The organism is Verrucomicrobiota bacterium, assembly GCA_019247695.1.
Lineage (GTDB): Bacteria > Verrucomicrobiota > Verrucomicrobiia > Chthoniobacterales > JAFAMB01 > JAFBAP01.
Genome location: JAFBAP010000036.1, coordinates 13,646 through 30,741, shown reverse-complemented (window position 1 = coordinate 30,741; position 17,096 = coordinate 13,646). Strand labels below are relative to the sequence as shown.

Here is a 17,096-nt window from a genome sequence, read left to right as displayed (position 1 = left end):
GGCCGAACGAACGACGTGCACCATTAAAGGTTAAGGAATTTATGTCATCCCCCATCATCTCCCGGCTTAGCCCTCCAGGGTCTTACCTCAGCAACGAGCAGGTGCGCGAAGTGATCAGCGAGGCCTGCCCAAGCTCGGAATATCGCGGGAAGAAAGTGATCCTCATCGTCCCGGACGCGACGCGGACTTGTCCGCTGGGGATGCTGTTCAAAGGCATCTTCAACCAGATCGGTGCTGAGGCGGCGGCGCTCGACGTCATGGTCGCGCTCGGCACGCACCAACCGATGAGCGAGGAGGCGATTTGCCGCCGACTGGAGATTTCCGTCGAGGATCGCCGTACGAAATACGGGGCCGTACGGCTTTTCAACCATGAATGGGACAATCCGGAAGCCTTGAAGCACATCGGCACCATTCCTGCAGGCGAGATCAAAAAGCTCAGCGACGGACTTTTTTCGATGGACGTGCCTGTGAACGTCAATCGCCGCCTGTTTGATTACGATCAGATCATCATCGCCGGCCCGGTTTTTCCGCACGAGGTCGTGGGATTCTCCGGGGGCAACAAATACCTGTTCCCGGGGGTGAGCGGGCCCGAAGTGCTCAACTTCTTCCATTGGCTTGGGGCGGTGGTCACCAACCCGATGATCATCGGCAATAAACACACCCCGGTCCGTAAAGTGGTTGACCATGCGGGCTCGATGGTGGCGATACCCAAGCTCTGTTTCTGCATGGTGGTGGATCACGGGCAGATGGCTGGCCTTTTTGCGGGCTCGCCGGAAGGCGCCTGGGAGCAGGCCAGCGACTTGTCCCGCAAATTCCACATCACTTACAAGGAGCGCCCGTTCCACACGGTGCTCTCGTGCGCCCCGCCGATGTACGATGAACTCTGGGTCGGCGGCAAATGCATGTATAAACTTGAGCCGGTGGTGGCGGACGGCGGTGAACTCATCATTTACGCGCCTCACATCCACGAGATCTCGCTCACCCACGGCACCCTCATTCGCAGGATCGGCTACCATTGCCGGGATTACTTTTTGAAGCAGTGGGACAGGTACAAAGATGTCCCGTGGGGCGTCCTGGCCCATTCCACGCACGTCCGGGGGATTGGCACCTATGAGGACGGCATTGAGCGTTGCCGGATCCGGGTGACGCTTGCGACGAGTATTCCGGAAGAGATCTGCACGGAAATCAACCTTGGTTATCGCGATCCGGCCACCATCGATCCTCAGGCGTTCGCGAACCGTGAAGACGAAGGGATTTTGCTGGTGCCGAAGGCTGGAGAGATGTTGTACCACCTCCGGCAACGGCCCGATTGGGCGCGCGAAATGTGACGACGCATCGCGATCACCCGGCAGCGCAAACGGCAATGCCCGAACCAGGAAACGATGTCTCGCAGTTCCTTGCGGTGCAGGAATTCGAGCTTGAGGCCCGCCGGCGCCTGCCCCACGCGGTCTACGAGTACGTGGCGGGTGGGGCCGGCGACGAACATTCCCTGCGTGCCAACGAGGAGAGCTATCAAAGAATCTTTTTGCGACCGCGCGTCCTCCGTTCTGTGGTGCCGGTGGACTTAAGCGGGGAATTTTTCGGGCGCTCTCTCCCTGTCCCTTTCCTGCTGGCTCCGGCGGCCTATCAAAAGCTCATGCACCCGGAGGGTGAACTTGGCTCTGCCCGGGGGGCTGCCCGGTATGGTGTACCCTTTATCCTGAGCTCGAATGGGACGGTCCCGATCGAAGAGATCACGGCCATTCCCAACGTCCGGTGCTGGTTTCAACTCTACGTGCAAGGCGATCGAGGTTTCACGCGTGACTCGATCGCGCGGGTCGAAGCGGCCGGTTGCGAAGCGGTCTGCGTAACCGTCGACACACCCGTGCTCGGGTTGCGGCCCCGCCAGTTGCGGGCGGGATTCCGCGTGCCGGCCGGCGTGGAACTCCCGCACGCCAGGCGTTTCCGGCACGCCTCTGATCCCGGCCCGCACAGCGCGGTGACGTGGCGGGATGTGGAATGGTTGCGTTCCGTGGTGAAAAGCAGGCTCTTGCTAAAAGGCGTGCTGCATCCGGCCGACGCGGAATTAGCGGTTCAGACCGGGGTCGACGGCATCATGGTTTCGAATCATGGGGGCCGTAACCTCGACACGATCATTCCAACGATCGAAGCGCTGCCCGAGATCGTTGAACAGGTCGGCGGCCGCATTCCGGTCTTCGCCGACGGCGGCATCCGCCGTGGTACCGACGTATTGAAAGGCTTGGCTCGCGGTGCAAACGCCGTCCTGATCGGGCGACCTTACGTGTACGCTCTGGCTGTGGCCGGCGCGGACGGCGTGGCACGCTGCCTATCGCTGCTGATTGAAGAGTTGCGTCTCGCCATGGCGCTGGTAGGAGCGGGTAGCTTGCAAGACCTCAACCGTGAGGTGGAGTGGCCCGCTCCAACCGCCTTGGGTCATTCTCCTATCCAGGTTCGCTCCGATCTACACTGAGCGGGCGTATGTCTGAGTCCAGACCACGCCGCAAGGCCTGGCCCGAAAGTAGCAAGGCTCCGGCCGATTTACCTGCTATCGTGGCGCCAACGTTTTTACCACTCAACTAAACCGCAGAAAAGTCATCTATGGCTCTGACCTATGGTTTTCTCAAGTGCAAGGTGGCGTCCGTCCCCGTTCTCAAAGCGAGCCGGAAAAAGCACGAAATCCAGTATCATCTCCATGCCCATTGCTCAGTGCCCTCCGATGGCGGAACCGAGCTCTGGGATACGGCGATCAACGTGGGCACCAACGATGCCGATGATTTGCTGAAATATAAACTTGCCTTTGACTACCGCCATCCTGCGCTCACCGGGCTGAAGCAAGCCCCGGCCGGGTTCAACGACCTGACCGGCACGTCCGTGCTGCCCGCCCTCGATTTTCTGCGCTCCGACATTCTCAACGCCACCGGCCCATGGCGCAACAGCGGTGTCATGGACGGCAGCGAATCGCCGGAGCCGGTCGCCACGTTGAAACGCCTCTTGCAGAAAGCACAAAGCGGGCACGCGGATGTGTACATTTTCGGTCGCAAGTACGTCGACGGCTTGGGCGTTCATGACGTCCACATGAACCAGGGGTCGACCTCGGACGCCTTCCTCAACAACGGCCGCGATGACCATAACGATCACAACGACGTCTGGCAGGACGGCGCCGTGCTGGTGGATTTTGATGAACCGCAGTGGGCCGCTTATTTCACCGCGTTTACCCAGCAACTGGTCCCTACAGACGATCTCGGCAATCCTTCGAGCGACGGTCACGGCATCCGGGATGGGGACGACGGCCTTTTCGCCGATAAGACCCGTTGAGGGGCTCGCACCGTTGTAAAAACGAGGCGTTGCCAAGTTGCTTGGCCGGTCAGGTAGCCCGTTATGCCGCAGAAGCGACTTGCTCCTTCTCCTGCTCGATATACCCGTAGACCTCGGGCAAAATGAACCGCGCCGCCACGAAACCGGTGAAGGAGGAGAGCGACACCAGCGCGGTGGCCAGGGGAATACCCAGGTGCTCAAAGGCAACCGGGAAGAGAAAGATCGTCAGGAAGTTTGGCAGCTTCACGAACACGTAGCCGAACCCGGAAGCGGTCGCCTTATACCGGGAAGGTGCGACCATCGAACAGATAGTCATCCCGTTCGAAGCGGACCAGTAGTGAAACCACATCAGGGAAGCTGCGGCCACCGGAACCAGCAGCTTCCAGTCCAAGTGCAGGAACAGCGCCGCTGCAAGCAGCGAGAGACAGGTTCCGCCAAAACCCCATTGAGAGATCCCGCGGTGGCCCAGTTTGGGGGTGATGGCCGGGCCGATGAATCCGCTGATGGTGGCGATGATGTAGATCGCGGCGGTGAAGAAGTTGGTGCCGGCGATGCCGGAAACGCCGCTGAGCAGCAGGATAACCGGAAGATAGAACCCGAACGCGGAGAACTCGATTCCCTGCATTGCGTTGGAGATCCAGGCGTAGGTGCTGGCTCGCCGCCGGATCGGATCCTTCCAGATGTCGGCCAGGAAGTCGCGAGTGCGTGGCCGCTGGATGTGGTAGTCCTCGTTGGGCAGCATGTCGAGCGGATCGTTGAACATCTGCTCAGCGACTTTCTTGGCCTGCCTGAACCTGCCCGCTTGAACCAGTGAAAGGGCCGTGTCCGGGATGTCGAGCCGCAGGAGCAGCAGGATCAACGCGGGAACCGCGCCCAGCGCAAGACCGATCCGCCACAACAGGCCATGGTCCATGCCGCTCAGGTACATGATCGTGACGACGATGATGCAGGCAACCTCCCCGAGGCCGAACATACCCTGCCAGCGATTGCCCATGACCTCCCGCTTGCCCTTGGGCATCGACTCCATGATGTAGGTGTAGCCGGTGGCGATGTCGCTCCCCAGCGGAATGCCGAGCAGGAAGCGGATTATTACCAATTGCCACATGTCCGTGGCGAATGCCTGCATGAGCGCCAGCACGACGAACGATGCCATGGTGGTCAGGAATACCTTGCGCCGCCCCAGCCGGTCGGCCGCCCAGCCGCCGATGAGCGTGCCGATCAGCGCGCCAAGTTGCACCGAAGCCGAGGCCAGACCGAGCAACGCGGCGTCGGGCTTGAACTCATTCTTGATGAAGATCAGCAGGAAGGAGATCGAGTACAGATCCCAGGCTTCGATGAAAATCGTGGTGATCATCAACCAGCCTGTGCGCGTGCCCGACTGCGTTCCCTCCAGACTCAGGACGTGGGCGGCCGCATCGTCGGATAGCTTACGTAGCGCTTCTTGGCTGGGAATCATTACGGCTCCTCCGGGGGTTGAGGTTCCACCGGAGCGGCCCGACGCAACGGGCGGCGGAGCCGTTGGGTGGATCACGGGAGGATACCGGTTGTCCCCCGAGGTGTCAATCGAGCGAGCTGCGTCCACCGCGCCGGCCTGGCCCGACTACGCAGTAGGCCGAGCATGAATCGGGGGGCAAGGACCGGCAATCTACAGGGTCTTGGTTTCCCCGCCGTCGATGTCGATCAAGGCGCCATGCACAAAACGGCCTTCGGAACTGACCAGGAACGCCACAAGGTTGGCGACGTCCTCCGGCCATCCGAGCCGCGTCGTCCCGGCGTCCTTCACCATCTTCCGGGCGGCATCTTCCATACTGAGGTGATGTTCTCGAGCGATGGCCTGGAGTCGAACGTTCAGGCGATCCGTGCGGATTGCTCCCGGATTGATGGCATTGACCTGAACCTGGTCCTCCACACCCAGGTCGGACAGCGCCTTGGTTAAAGAGAGGAGCGCCGCATTCACCGGCCCCCCCACGGCGAAGGCTGCTCCGGGCGTTCGCCCCCCAATCCCCGCAATGTTAACAACGGAGCCGGACCGCTGCTTCAAGTGGGCCCAGGCTTGGCGAATCAGGCGAACCGCGCCAAAGAACTTGAGGGCGAAACCATCGGTCCAATCGGCCTCCGTGAGTTCCAGAAACGCGGCGCGCCTCGTTGCCCCGGCGTTGTTGACGAGAATGTCCAGCCCGCCGAAGGCGTGAATGGTTGTTTCAACCAGTTTCTCCGCACTCCGATCTTCCCGGAGATCCAGCGCGCAGGCGGCCGCCGATCCCCCACCCTTCCGGATTTCCCCGGCAACTCGATCCAGAGCGGCAGCGTCCCTGGCCGCGATCATCACCGCGGCGCCGCGGTGCGCTAACGTTTTCGCGATGGCACAGCCGATCCCTCGGCTTCCACCGGTAACGATCGCGACTTTTCCGGCCAGGTTTTTGACGGACATTTGCTCGGTCTCAACGGGTACAGGATGGCTCACCCCTTACCAGAACCATTCCTGATCCGGGGAATCAAGCGGGCACAGCGGGTTGGCGGGCACCACGACAGAGTTCACACGGCGAACACGGCGAGCCACGGCGACCACGGCGGAAAGAGGAAAGCGTTCGGGGTTCGGCGTTCGGCGTTCGGCGCGGCAGCATGGGGGGTGGGTGCGAGTGTCAACCTTGGAGGTGCCGCCTGGTCCTCTTAATCTGTGTCAATCTGTGTAATCTGTTGATGCTTTCCTCTTTTCTGCGTTCTCTGCGTGTTCTGCGGATGATTCGGTCTTGCCGCAGTGTGAGCTTGACCCGCGGGGGGAGATCGGACCCGGTTCTACGACGTCTCCGAACTCCGAACGCCGAACCCCGAACTCTCTCCTCTTCCCGCTGTGCCCGCTATCTCAGAGCAGCCGGTAGACGCGCGCTTCAAACGGCCGCAGCGTCAGCAGGCGGATATCCTCGTCCGGGTCAACCGGATAGTTGCTGATCAGGATTTCCTTGCCTGCAAAAGCAACGTGGCTGGGCAGTGCGAAGACGGGTTTGTCCCCGGTGAAGTTCAGAAGTACTAACAGGCGACTGTCTCCCAAAGTCCGGGTGAACGCGTAAACCTCTTCATGCGCGTCAAGGATCAGGCGGTACTTCCCGTAAACGATCACGGGGTTCTCCCTGCGAAGCCGGATCAGGTTTTGATAGTAGCGAAAAACCGAGTTGGGATCGGCCAAGGCTTGCTCGACGTTGATCGACGTGTAGTTAGGATTCACCTTGATCCAAGGCGTCCCTGTGGTGAAGCCGGCGTGGGTGCTGCCATCCCATTGCACGGGGGTCCGGGCGTTATCGCGGCTCTTGGCGTGAATCATCGCCATGACCGTTTTCGGGTCGGCCCCTTTTTCCTCCACAAACGAACGGTACATGTTGAGGGTTTCTATGTCCCGGTAATCGGTGATCGACTCGAAGCGGACGTTGGTCATCCCGATCTCCTCCCCTTGATAGACGTAAGGGGTGCCTTGGAGCAGGTGCAGGAAGGTGGCAAGCATTTTGGCCGATTCTATCCGATACCGGCCGTCATCGCCGAACCGCGAAACGGCGCGCGGCTGATCATGATTCGAAAGGTAGAGGCTGTTCCACCCCTTGTCTTCCAGGTCTTTTTGCCATCGGCTCATCACCCGTTTCAGATCCAGAAGGTCCGAGCGCCTGAGGTTCCACTTGCCGGAGGCGTGTCCGGAGTCAATATCCATGTGCTCGAATTGGAAGAGCATGTTAAGATGCCCGGTCTCCTCGTGCGTGATGTCAACGGCGTGCTCGGTCGTGGCCAGCGGCGTTTCGCCGACGGTAAAAATGTCGTACCTGGAGAGCACCTTCCGCTTCATTTCCTGGAGGAACTCCAGCAACCGCGGGCCATTGCAAATGTATTGGCCAGGGAACTGGTACGGGCCGGCGGCCGTGACCGGCGCGTCAGGCAGGCCCGGCACTTTGGAAATCATGTTGATGACGTCCATGCGGAACCCGTCGATGCCCTTCTTCAACCACCAGTGCATCATCATGTAGATCTCCTCACGCACCTTTGGGTTCTCCCAGTTGAGGTCCGGTTGCTTTCTGGAGAAGATGTGCAGGTAAAATTCGCCGGTCGCCTCGTCGTACTGCCAGGCCGATCCGCCAAAAAAAGACTCCCAGTTGTTAGGCTCGCGGCCGTTCTTGCCGGACCGCCAGATGTAGTAATCGCGATAGGGGTTTTCCCTGGACTTGCGGGCCTCGATGAACCAGGGATGTTCGTCGGAGGTGTGATTAACTACCAGGTCCATCAGCAGCTTGAGGCCGCGCCGGTGCGCTTCGGACAGCAATTCCTCCCAGTCGGCCAGGGTGCCGAATTCGGGCATGATATCCTGGTAATCGCTGATGTCATAGCCGTTGTCATCGTTTGGTGATCTATAGACCGGTGAGAGCCAGATGACGTTGGCGCCCAGTTCCTTTAAATAATCAAGCTTCTGAATGATTCCGCGCAGGTCACCGACGCCGTCGCCGTTGCTATCGCGAAAGCTCCGGGGATAGATTTGATAGACAACGGTTTCCTTCCACCATTGTTGCTTCATAGCTGAACCTTCTCAGGGACGGGCTTGCTTACGGCGGCAGGATCTCTTTGGACGGATCGCGGGTCAAAAAGATTTTCCCGCCGAGCGCGAACGGCTTGGTCTGATCCGCGATTCGGACCGGTTGGACCGGCGTGAAACCAGACGCGGCTTCAAACTCATACCGGGGCCCATGGCTCGCTACTCAGACTCGCCGCAGCCACGTTGTTCGCCAAACGCCCGGTAAAGATCGTCCAGCTTTGACGTGATGAAAGCTCCGAAGGCCGGTGCGAGCTTCTCGTCGATCGTAAGGGTGGTCTTCCGCGCTCCGGGTTCGACCCTTACGATCGGACGTCCGGCTGAATCTCTCCAGACGGAGGGAGTCGTGCGTCCCAAGCGGTTGCGCGACGATAGCAGGGTTAACAACTTCATAAACCGGCCGTCGGTGTCCATCTGCTTTAGCGCGGGGTCATCCAGGTACTGGTCAACAATTTTCTCGTTGGACGGCGCGGCGCTGAGCAAACGGGCAAGGGCCAGCCAGCGGGGCCGGCCCGCCTTGGGCGCCGGTCCGATCGCAAGGACCAGTTCCGCCGGAACCGAATGCGCAACGGACAAAAATCGTGCGACCTCCGCCTTATCCACGGCCAGCGCTGCAATGATGGTTGCCCGGTCAAACCCCCTCTCCTCCAGGTGACGCGCAAAAACCGCGCGCTCGATGAAACTGAGGTCCTTGCGCTCGCTGTTTTCCTTTCCCTGGGCGATAACCAGTTCAACGTCACTCAGCTCGCGGATCAACGCGCGAACCTTTTGTCCCAAACGCCTCGCCGCCTGAATTCTCCGGTGGCCGTAAGCAACCTGGTAACGTCCGGGCTTGCCGGGGCACGGACGCAGCAGAACCGGCACTTGCTGCCCATGCGTCCGGATGCTCTCGACCAGAGCCATGAAGAGTTCATCTTCGTCCCGCGAGAAACGGTCTGAAACGAAAGAAGGTTCGATAAGCTCAGGATCGAGTTCGACCACGCTTGCGCCCTGAGCCAGTTGCGCCCGGAGTGCCCGCGCGTTCTCGGCTTCCGCAGAGAGCTTCTGGAGCGTCAGCCCCATGCTCCGCACAGCGCCGGAACCGGTCCGTCGCGGCTGCTCCACGGCTTCTTGCGCCGGGACGCCGGAAGCGTCCGGTGTTTCCGCCGCCGCCGGAGAAGGTTCGGGTGAACGGGCCCCGGCCTGCGGGTTAAGCAGGGCGCGGAGAGTTTCTTTACGATTCATCTTGCGTTTAACGGCCCCAGGCTTGCTTGATCAAGGTTTCGATTTCTCCGTTGACGGCGTCCAAAGCCTCAAGCGCCCGGTCATAGGTGCCCCGGGAAAAGTTTTCGCGGCCGACTTCGTAGAGCGTTTGCTTGGTGAGGCCGGCGTCGGAAACGGCGGTCGATTTCAGCATCATCGGGGTCAACACCCGTTCGCCGAACAACGAACGCAGGAACGCCACAATCTGGGTTTGCGGCCCATCATTCGGTTCATAGCGAGTTACCAGGTAACGCAGAAAATCGAACTTCAAATCACCCCCGGCCTCTCCCACCACGGTAAGCAAATCCGAGGTCATGAGGAGGAACTGGCTCATGCTGGCAACGTCCAGCATCTGGGGATGAACGGTGATCAGGACCGAGGTGGCGGCGCACAAGGCTCCCAGCGTGAGAAACCCCAGCTGGGGCGGACAATCGATGATCGCGACGTCATACGCGTCTTCAGCCGTGTCCAGAGCCGTCCCGACCCGTGCGAAAAAGAACTCTCCCACCCCGCCTTCGGCGAGGGCCTTCGGGGTCGTATGCTCAAATTCATGCAGCTCCAGGTTGGCCGGGATAACGTCAAGGCCGCGAAAGTAGGTCGGACGAATGATCTCGCGCAGGGGACGCCGTTCATCGTCGTACCGGATCGCCCCGTACAAGGTTTCATTGGCTTGCACATCAAATTCCGGCTGAAAACCGAGGAGGGCCGAAAGGCTGGCTTGCGGGTCGAGGTCAACGGCGAGAACGCGATACCCGTGCAGGGCCAGGTATTGAGCCAGGTGCACGCTGGTCGTGGTCTTGCCGGAGCCGCCTTTGAAATTGGTGACCGCGATGACCTGAAAATGTTCGGTTGCGGTACGATGCGGCAGGTAGACGCGCTCCTTGGCGCCGGGGTTCAAGCCGGCCAGATGCTTTCTGAGCTGGTTGATCTGCTCCAGCGTGTAGAGCCGGCGTCCCCCCACCCCGGTCTCGGGTTGCGGCCCCTCGCCGGCCAGCGAGATCTGGCGCAGGTAGGAATCGGAGACGCCGATCAGGCGCGCGGCTTCGCCGCTGGTAAACCGTCTCAGGGCTTTTTCGGCGGCCGGCGCGAAAAACCGTTGGCGCAGGGCCTGCAGTTGGGTGCTTAAGGTGCGCGCGTCGGCTTTGATGAGGGCATCGATGTAGCCGGGGTGCGCCGCTTTTTTGAGGGGTGTAGTCACGATTTTTGGGGTTTATAACGGCTTTCGTCGCAACTGCGCAATCAAAACGTTAGCGGACCGGCGGATTCATACCCGCCTCGAACCTGCGGCACGACGACGGCGGTTGACAGCTGTCAACGACACAGGGCGCGGCCCCAGGTCCGAACCCCCCGCGCCAGATTCAGTACGTTGCGATGCAATGCAAGCCGCCTCGAACCCGTGCCGTCCTCAGCCCTCCGGCCCGTCGCGGACCGTTGACAGCTGTCAACCCGCCCGGTTATCTCAAAGGCGAGCGCCCAGCCGTCAGATGTTATCCACCGGCGCCGCCCCGGAAAGGCCGGCGTGGTGAACGGCACGCGCCGGAATGATGACGAGCGATAAACCAGCCGGAACGTCAGCCCGCTCCCGGTTGGCGCCTCACCTGGAGGCGCTCGTACACGAATTCGAGGCGTCCCTGCCGGACGGTTATGCAGCCGTTACCCGGCGCGTGTACGTCGCCGCGGCCAAACAGGCCCTCCGGTACCTCGCGCCCGACGTGACGGCGGAAACCCCGCCAGGAACCATTTTCCTCATGCTTCATCACGCGACCTGGACGGAAAATCAACCGCGCCCGCGACGGCTCGAGCGTTTCCTGAGCTTTCTGGCCCGAGGGTATCCCGTGACCCGAATCGATCTCTCCTGGCTGAAGACGAGGATCGTCCGCGGATTGGGCGAAACCACACGCCGCCTGCGTATCCCGACGTTGCGGCACCGGCGGAACCTCGCCTTGCTGGCCGCCCTGTGTGCGGCTCCCAAGCAATCGAATCCACGGACTTGGCCCCGAGAATGCCTCCGCATGGAAGGGCAGGGCGTATACCTCTGGGACGAACAAGTTACCGTGGCGGAGTTTGCGGACGCGCTGCGGCTCTGGGCGGCGTGGCGCGATCGGTTGGCTCGTGAGACCCCGCGTCGCGCCGTCCCGCGGCCTCCGCAATGGGCGAGTTCGCCGTGGCTGTTTCCCGGTCGGGGCGGGGGAGTGATGGCTGGCCCGCGGGCGCACGTCCTGCTGATGGATGCCATCGCCCTTTGTCTGGCTGAAAATAGAGAGCCGGTTCCCTGGCCCGGAGGCCTGAGTCGCTTCGGTCCGCTGCCGCTTACGCCTGCCTTGGTCCGGACGGCTTTTGACGCCGTGGAGTGCTGGCCCGACGTTCCGCTTCCCTTGCTGACCAGCGCCGGCGCGCCCGTTCCGACCGTTCCAACGCCGGATCAACCGGTATCGCCGACGCTTTCTCCTGGGCCTCAAACCATTCTTCGAGCGGACGAAGCGCGGCAATCTCACTGAATGTCCGGTAGCCCAGGCGTAACAAGGTTTCCTCCCGTGGCACCCAGCGGACGCGTTCGCCCGACTTCTCCGTTCCGATCAGGCCTGCGGCGCTAAGGCGCTCCAGCGCTCCGGCCGGGTCCAGGCGCAGGATTTCCGAGACGCGCGTTCTGGAGACGCCCCCGTGCCGGCGGTAGCCCAGCACGACCACAAGGACCGCTTTTTCGTCATCGCTCAACGGCGGCGCGTCCGGGGAGACGGGCACCGCCCGGATTCCCAGCAATAACCCGTAAATTTCCGCCTTCGGCACCAGGATCCACTCCTTGCCGCGCTCAACCAAACGCCAGGGCGCCCATGACGCCGCATTCAGCTCGGCCTGTAATTCCAGGAGGGACCCCAAAAGTGCCGGCTCGGTAAAAGGCACCGCCAAGCCGCGCAACCGGTCCGCCAATTCCGCCAGCGTCCAGCGGGCCGATTCGCCACCGCTCAGGCAGGCCATGAGCGCGGGTTTCAGCGGCGTCTCAACTGCCTGCGTGGCAATGACTTGCGCCCAAGACCCGTCGTGGTATGCTGGGGTGGGATCCATGACGTCCAAGGTAATCCGGCTGTCAAGATGCGGCATTTTGTTAAGCCCGCAACATTTGCCCGTCTTCAGGTGAAGCGGCGCCACCGGAAACGTTTTCGTCGGGGCCGCCTGCCGCCGCCCGCTTCTCAGCGCCGACGGCCAAGACGCCGGGGAAGGCAGCCGGGACCGGCTGCAGGATCGATTATAATGAAAGGTCAGGGCGACACCACGTTGTCACGGGTACTGGCCTTACTGGCTTACAGGTTTTGAAGGAAACGAAACAAACATGAGCAAAGAAACCACCCTGATTACGGGAGCTTCCAGCGGAATCGGCCTGCACTTGGCCAAAGAATTCGCCAGGCACGGGCACCCCTTGGTGCTGGTTGCGCCCGTGGAAGCTGAACTGCAGGCAGTGGCGTCGGACCTGAGGGGTTCGCATAACGTTGACGTTCGGGTCATTGCGACAGACCTGCGGGAAGCTGATTCGGAAACAGCGATTCGACAGGGGGTAGGGGATAGGGCCGTCGACATCCTGGTCAACAACGCCGGGCACGGCAAGAAGGGCAAAGCCTGGGAGATCCCTTTAGAAGAAGATCTTTCCATGGTCCGGCTGAACGTGGAAGCGGTTCTCCGGCTGACAAAGATGTTCTTGCCTCCGATGGTGGAACGGGGGCACGGGCGCATTCTGAACACCGCTTCGGTCGCCGGCTTTGAGCCCGGCCCTGGTTACGCCATCTACGCTGCGACAAAGGCCTTTGTGCTTTCCTACAGCGAATCGCTTGCCACCGAACTGAAAGACACCGGCGTGACGTTGACGGCGCTTTGCCCCGGGCCGACCGACACCGATTTTTTTACCAAGGCGGACATGATGGGAACCCGCGCCTTTCAAGAGGCCCAATTGATGGCGCCTCAAGACGTGGCGGAAACGGCCTACAAGGCGTTGATGTCCGGAGACCGGGTGATCGTTCCGGGCCTCTCCAACAAAGCATTGGTCTTTGCCCGGCGGTTTCTGCCTGAATCGGCGCAAGCCAAGTTGAACGAAATGTTGACGGATGATGCGCCGCCGGAGAAACAAAAGCGCGATCGGGGAGACATGGAATCCAAAGCGGCTGAGCGCTGACTTGTCCCGCCGCAGGTGAGCGCGGAATTCGTGCCGCGCACGGCCTGCCTGCGCGTGGAAAATTGCTCCGCACCTGCTGCGAGGGGAGCGCCGGGCAAGTGCGGCTGATGCTACGCTGGGGGCGGCAACTCGTGGGGTGGAGCGTCCGGGAACTGCCGTGGCAGGATCACCTCGAACCGGCTGCCTTCGCCGAGCGTTGAGGCGACCCGGATTTCGCCCCCGAGGAGCTGGACCAGATGCCGCGTGATCGTCAGACCCAAGCCGATTCCCGAAGCGCCGTCGCGGGATGCGGCGACCTGCTGGAACTCGTCAAAGATGCGTTCCAGGTTCTCCGGCGCAATCCCGACGCCGTTGTCATCGATCGCGATTCGCCATTGGTTTTCGATGATCGATTCAAAGGTAACGCGGACCCACGCATTGGCGCCGTTCGGCCGGCGGTACTTGAGTGCGTTGACGATGAGGTTAGCCACGATCTGGCGCAACCGGCGCGGGTCGGAGCTTACCGTCTCCAGCCCAACGTCCGCGTCCACTTGGAAATCGACAGCGCTCGCGCGGGCCAGCGGGCTGAACGCATCGGCAACCGTGGCCGCAAAGTCGGCTACGGAAAAACTCTCGATTTCCAGCCGCACCTGGCCGGCGAGCAGAACCTGGTAGTCCGTCAGTTCCTGTAAAAGGGCTCCCATGTCGGCCAGGTTCCGGCGGCAAACCTCTCGCACGCGTGCGCGGTCGGAATCGTTCCCTTCTCCAATCACGGATTCAATGGCTAAGGTCAGGGTCTGCAAAATGCCGCGCAGTTCATGCGTCACGGTCCGCAGCATGGTCAGGCGCGAGGTGTCCAACTCGTGCAGGCGCTGCTCCGCTTCATCCCTGGCATGGCTCGCTTCCTGAACGAAGCGCTCCGCCGAGGCGGCCACGGCATCTTCGAAAAACCACCGGACCCCCTCGCGAGCCGCAACGATCGCCCGGGTACTTGGCGCCTTACCTTCAGCCACCAAAACGTCCAGGCCCTCACGCAGGACGATGCATTCCACAACCCCCAGCTCGCGCACCAGTTCATGCAGGCGGTAATCCTGCGTCCAACGGGCGTGGCCGTGCTCATCAGCCGCTGAGCCGGACGGGAGCCGGGCCCTCACCCGGGGCGCACCCCTCAGAGACGTTGCCAAACGGTCCAGGAGAGCGGGAAGGTGATCGCGCAGTTGCGGTGTCCTCAGCCGCCGGGCCGTCGCCAATTCCGGGCTTTCGCGGATGCCGGACAGGATTTGTCGAACAAGGGCAGCTCGGTGCGACTCCAAACGGCTGGCCAGTTCGATACAGAAAGCTTCGTCGGGTTCCATGCTTTGCGCGACCGGATTTTTCCTTGCGGGAGCGCGGCGCTCCGGCGGTCCTTATAAGCGTTTTTGAGACGGAAAGGGAGGACTTTTGTTCGGGGTTCGGTCACACGGTCACACGGCGGCCGCAGCGGAGAGAGGAAGAGTTCGGCGCTCGGGGTTCGGAGTTCGGAGCTGCAGCATGGGGAGCGGGTGCGAGTGTCAACCTTTGAGTTGTCGCCAGATCCCCTTAATCTGTGTCAATCTGTGTAATCTGTGGATGTTTTCTCTTTTCTGTGTTCTTCTGCGTGTTCTGCGGATGATTCCGTCTTCCCGCCGGGTACGCCTGACCCTCGGGGGAGATCGGACCTGGTTCTACGACGCCTCCGAACTCCGAACCCCAAACTCCGAACTCCTTCCGCTACCAGCCCTCGAAGAGACGGGGCTTGACCGGCCCGGACCTGGCGCCGAACACTTTCAAAACGCTGAACTCCAGCCTGTAGACAACCGCGCCTGACCCGGTATCTGCTGAAATCATTCGCGTCACCTGTTTACCCGGTTCAACTGAAAAACCCGCCGGATTCGCCTGAAGCGTGGATCCCGCCCCGAACGGGCGACCCGGTTCCGGTTTGGCCAGGCCGAATGCCTCGTAATTGGCGACTGCGCAGAATCCGGGCGGCAACACCACAGCCGTGAAACGTACGATGATTTGCTGGCCCCGGACGCCGTCCAGGCCGGCCTCCAGATCTTGCGAGTGCGAGGTCAGTCGAAACATCGTTCTGCCCAAGGGGATTAACGCCGTATCAGGCGGCGAAACCTGATCCTCGCTCGACGCCACCGGACTGGCGGCTCGGGTGGAAAGGGTGACAACCAACAGGGCCTCGACCGCCGGCGCTGCACACGCCGATACCAGACCGCAAATCGAGAGAAACAAGACGGCTTTCCACATCGCTATCAAGCGTACCCTGGACAGATGGGACTCTACGATCAGATAACAGTCTATAACCGTTTTTTCGGTTCGCCGGCTTTTCCGGTAACGCAACGCACAAAGCGCCGGGCGAGCGGCAGGTCACCACCCTTGCGTACCCGTCGCCGTTTATTGGTCGTCACAGAACCTTCAGTACCTCGTAGCAGGCGCCCATCGTGTGATAATCCACCTTGCCGGCCGGGCTTTTCTCGTTGCTGTATTGACGATTGTCCCGGGTGAGGATTCGGTACCAGGCGCCGTACCGGTGATCCACGAAATGGCGCCAGCTGTATCCCCAGATCCTTTCGTACCAGTCCCAGTAAGATGCATCCTTGGTGTGCGCGGCGAGCAGCGCTGCGGCGGCCAGCGACTCGGCCTGCACCCAGAAATACTTGTCGCTATCGTAGGTGGTGCCGTCGGGGGCGAAACCGTAATAGATACCGCCAAAGTCATGATCCCACGCTCTCGCCAGCGCGATCGAAAACAGATCCGCAGCGCGAATCGTCATCCAGTTGGTATCACCTCCCAGTTGATCCTGGTAGCGCGCGAGTATCGTCAGCAGCTTCGCCCATTCGGTCAGGTGTCCAGGCTGGAAACCCCAGGGACGGAAAATGTTGGTGCGGTCACCGCGATTGTACTCCCAATCGACCGACCAATCAGGACGATAGTGTTCCCAGATGAGTCCATCCGCGAGCCGGGCCTGACGTACCGTGATGTTGCGCGCGATCAGGACGGCGCGTTGCAGGTATTCGCCCTCGCCGGTCGCTTCATATGCAGCGATCAACGCCTCACAGCTATGCATGTTGGCATTCTGACCCCGGTACGGGAACAGGGTCTGCCAATCGCCGGTCGCCTCATCGGCATAGAGGCCGTGCTCGTCCGACCAAAAGCGCCGCTCCATCACGTCGAACGTTTCTTTCAGATAGTCTTTTGCTTCACTGAAGCCTGCCTTAAGCGCGCAGGAGTAGGCCAGCAGGACAAAAGCGAGCCCGTAACAATGGTTAGTGTCGTCCTGAACCTCGGCGATGCCATCACGGAATTTCAGTATCCAGGCATAACCCCCGGTGGCGGGATTTCGATGAACGTTTCGCAGGAAGTCCATGCCGTGTTTCACCCCGGCGCGGTATTCCGGCTCCTGAAAATGCAGATAGGCTTCGCAATACGTGAACACGAAGCGCGTGCTGCTTACCAGGTGCCGGGTGACCGCGTCGTAGATAGTACCGTCATCTTTGAAGAAGTGGTAGAAGCCTCCTTGCGGGTCGATTGCACGGGGATGGTAGAAAGACATGATCTGCCGAGCGTGGCCCAACAGAAAATCGCGGCTACGAAAGTCGGGTGAGGTCGCGGACATAGGGTCCCTGCGTTGTTCGAAGCAATTTTCGGTGCGTGTTTAGGCCGCGCAAGTAAAAAGCGCCGGAATCGACGGCGCGCCGCCGGGCTTGCTTTGCGGCCTGGCCCCGCGATACGGCGTCCAAAGGGCGGATGCGTTTGGGGCCGGTGCGGTCCCGCAGAGTTCATTTGCAATCGGTTGATCCGGGC

General features: G+C 61.2%; 14 protein-coding genes. 4 read left to right on the top strand and 10 right to left on the bottom strand.

Features of this window, described 5'->3' with window-relative positions; all coding sequences use genetic code 11:
- The first annotated feature begins 41 nt into the window (after positions 1 to 41).
- From JO015_04175 to JO015_04165, 3 genes are all read left to right on the top strand, one after another.
- Positions 42 to 1,328, top strand: a complete 1,287-nt coding sequence (locus JO015_04175; GenBank protein MBV9998293.1) for a DUF2088 domain-containing protein — start codon at positions 42 to 44, stop codon at positions 1,326 to 1,328.
- A 35-nt stretch (positions 1,329 to 1,363) separates the two neighbouring features.
- Positions 1,364 to 2,470, top strand: a complete 1,107-nt coding sequence (locus JO015_04170) for an alpha-hydroxy-acid oxidizing protein (GenBank protein MBV9998292.1) — start codon at positions 1,364 to 1,366, stop codon at positions 2,468 to 2,470.
- 128 nt (positions 2,471 to 2,598) lie between these two features.
- The gene (locus JO015_04165; GenBank protein MBV9998291.1) at positions 2,599 to 3,315 is read left to right on the top strand and encodes a DUF2278 family protein; all 717 of its coding nucleotides are present in this window, start codon (positions 2,599 to 2,601) and stop codon (positions 3,313 to 3,315) included.
- A 61-nt stretch (positions 3,316 to 3,376) separates the two neighbouring features.
- On the opposite strand, the gene JO015_04160 is transcribed toward JO015_04165, so the two are convergent.
- The 7 genes from JO015_04160 to JO015_04130 form a co-directional block, all read right to left on the bottom strand.
- On the bottom strand, positions 3,377 to 4,771 hold the full coding sequence (locus JO015_04160) for an MFS transporter (protein ID MBV9998290.1): 1,395 nt from the start codon (positions 4,769 to 4,771) through the stop codon (positions 3,377 to 3,379).
- A 189-nt stretch (positions 4,772 to 4,960) separates the two neighbouring features.
- Positions 4,961 to 5,746, bottom strand: coding sequence for an SDR family oxidoreductase (locus JO015_04155; protein ID MBV9998289.1), 786 nt, complete (start codon positions 5,744 to 5,746; stop codon positions 4,961 to 4,963).
- A 432-nt stretch (positions 5,747 to 6,178) separates the two neighbouring features.
- Positions 6,179 to 7,864: an alpha-glucosidase gene (locus JO015_04150; protein ID MBV9998288.1), complete on the bottom strand. Its 1,686-nt coding sequence runs from the start codon at positions 7,862 to 7,864 to the stop codon at positions 6,179 to 6,181.
- 177 nt (positions 7,865 to 8,041) lie between these two features.
- Positions 8,042 to 9,103, bottom strand: a complete 1,062-nt coding sequence (gene repB / locus JO015_04145; protein MBV9998287.1) for a plasmid partitioning protein RepB — start codon at positions 9,101 to 9,103, stop codon at positions 8,042 to 8,044.
- Positions 9,104 to 9,110: 7 nt separating this feature from the next.
- Positions 9,111 to 10,268, bottom strand: a complete 1,158-nt coding sequence (gene repA, locus JO015_04140; protein MBV9998286.1) for a plasmid partitioning protein RepA — start codon at positions 10,266 to 10,268, stop codon at positions 9,111 to 9,113.
- Positions 10,269 to 10,692: 424 nt separating this feature from the next.
- Positions 10,693 to 10,878 (bottom strand): hypothetical protein, encoded by a 186-nt coding sequence (locus tag JO015_04135; GenBank protein ID MBV9998285.1) that lies wholly within the window; start codon positions 10,876 to 10,878, stop codon positions 10,693 to 10,695.
- Positions 10,879 to 11,431: 553 nt separating this feature from the next.
- The gene (locus JO015_04130) at positions 11,432 to 12,220 is read right to left on the bottom strand and encodes a hypothetical protein (GenBank protein MBV9998284.1); all 789 of its coding nucleotides are present in this window, start codon (positions 12,218 to 12,220) and stop codon (positions 11,432 to 11,434) included.
- A 229-nt stretch (positions 12,221 to 12,449) separates the two neighbouring features.
- Here JO015_04130 and JO015_04125 point away from each other — a divergent pair, with 229 nt between their 5' ends.
- Positions 12,450 to 13,283, top strand: a complete 834-nt coding sequence (locus tag JO015_04125; GenBank protein ID MBV9998283.1) for an SDR family oxidoreductase — start codon at positions 12,450 to 12,452, stop codon at positions 13,281 to 13,283.
- Positions 13,284 to 13,393: 110 nt separating this feature from the next.
- Here JO015_04125 and JO015_04120 read toward each other — a convergent pair whose 3' ends face one another.
- The 3 genes from JO015_04120 to JO015_04110 all read right to left on the bottom strand — a co-directional run bounded on the left by JO015_04120 (position 13,394) and on the right by JO015_04110 (position 16,908).
- The gene (locus JO015_04120) at positions 13,394 to 14,617 is read right to left on the bottom strand and encodes a HAMP domain-containing histidine kinase (GenBank protein MBV9998282.1); all 1,224 of its coding nucleotides are present in this window, start codon (positions 14,615 to 14,617) and stop codon (positions 13,394 to 13,396) included.
- 394 nt (positions 14,618 to 15,011) lie between these two features.
- The gene (locus JO015_04115) at positions 15,012 to 15,539 is read right to left on the bottom strand and encodes a hypothetical protein (protein ID MBV9998281.1); all 528 of its coding nucleotides are present in this window, start codon (positions 15,537 to 15,539) and stop codon (positions 15,012 to 15,014) included.
- A gap of 157 nt (positions 15,540 to 15,696) precedes the next feature.
- Positions 15,697 to 16,908 (bottom strand): AGE family epimerase/isomerase, encoded by a 1,212-nt coding sequence (locus JO015_04110; protein MBV9998280.1) that lies wholly within the window; start codon positions 16,906 to 16,908, stop codon positions 15,697 to 15,699.
- Between the last annotated feature and the right edge of the window lie 188 nt (positions 16,909 to 17,096).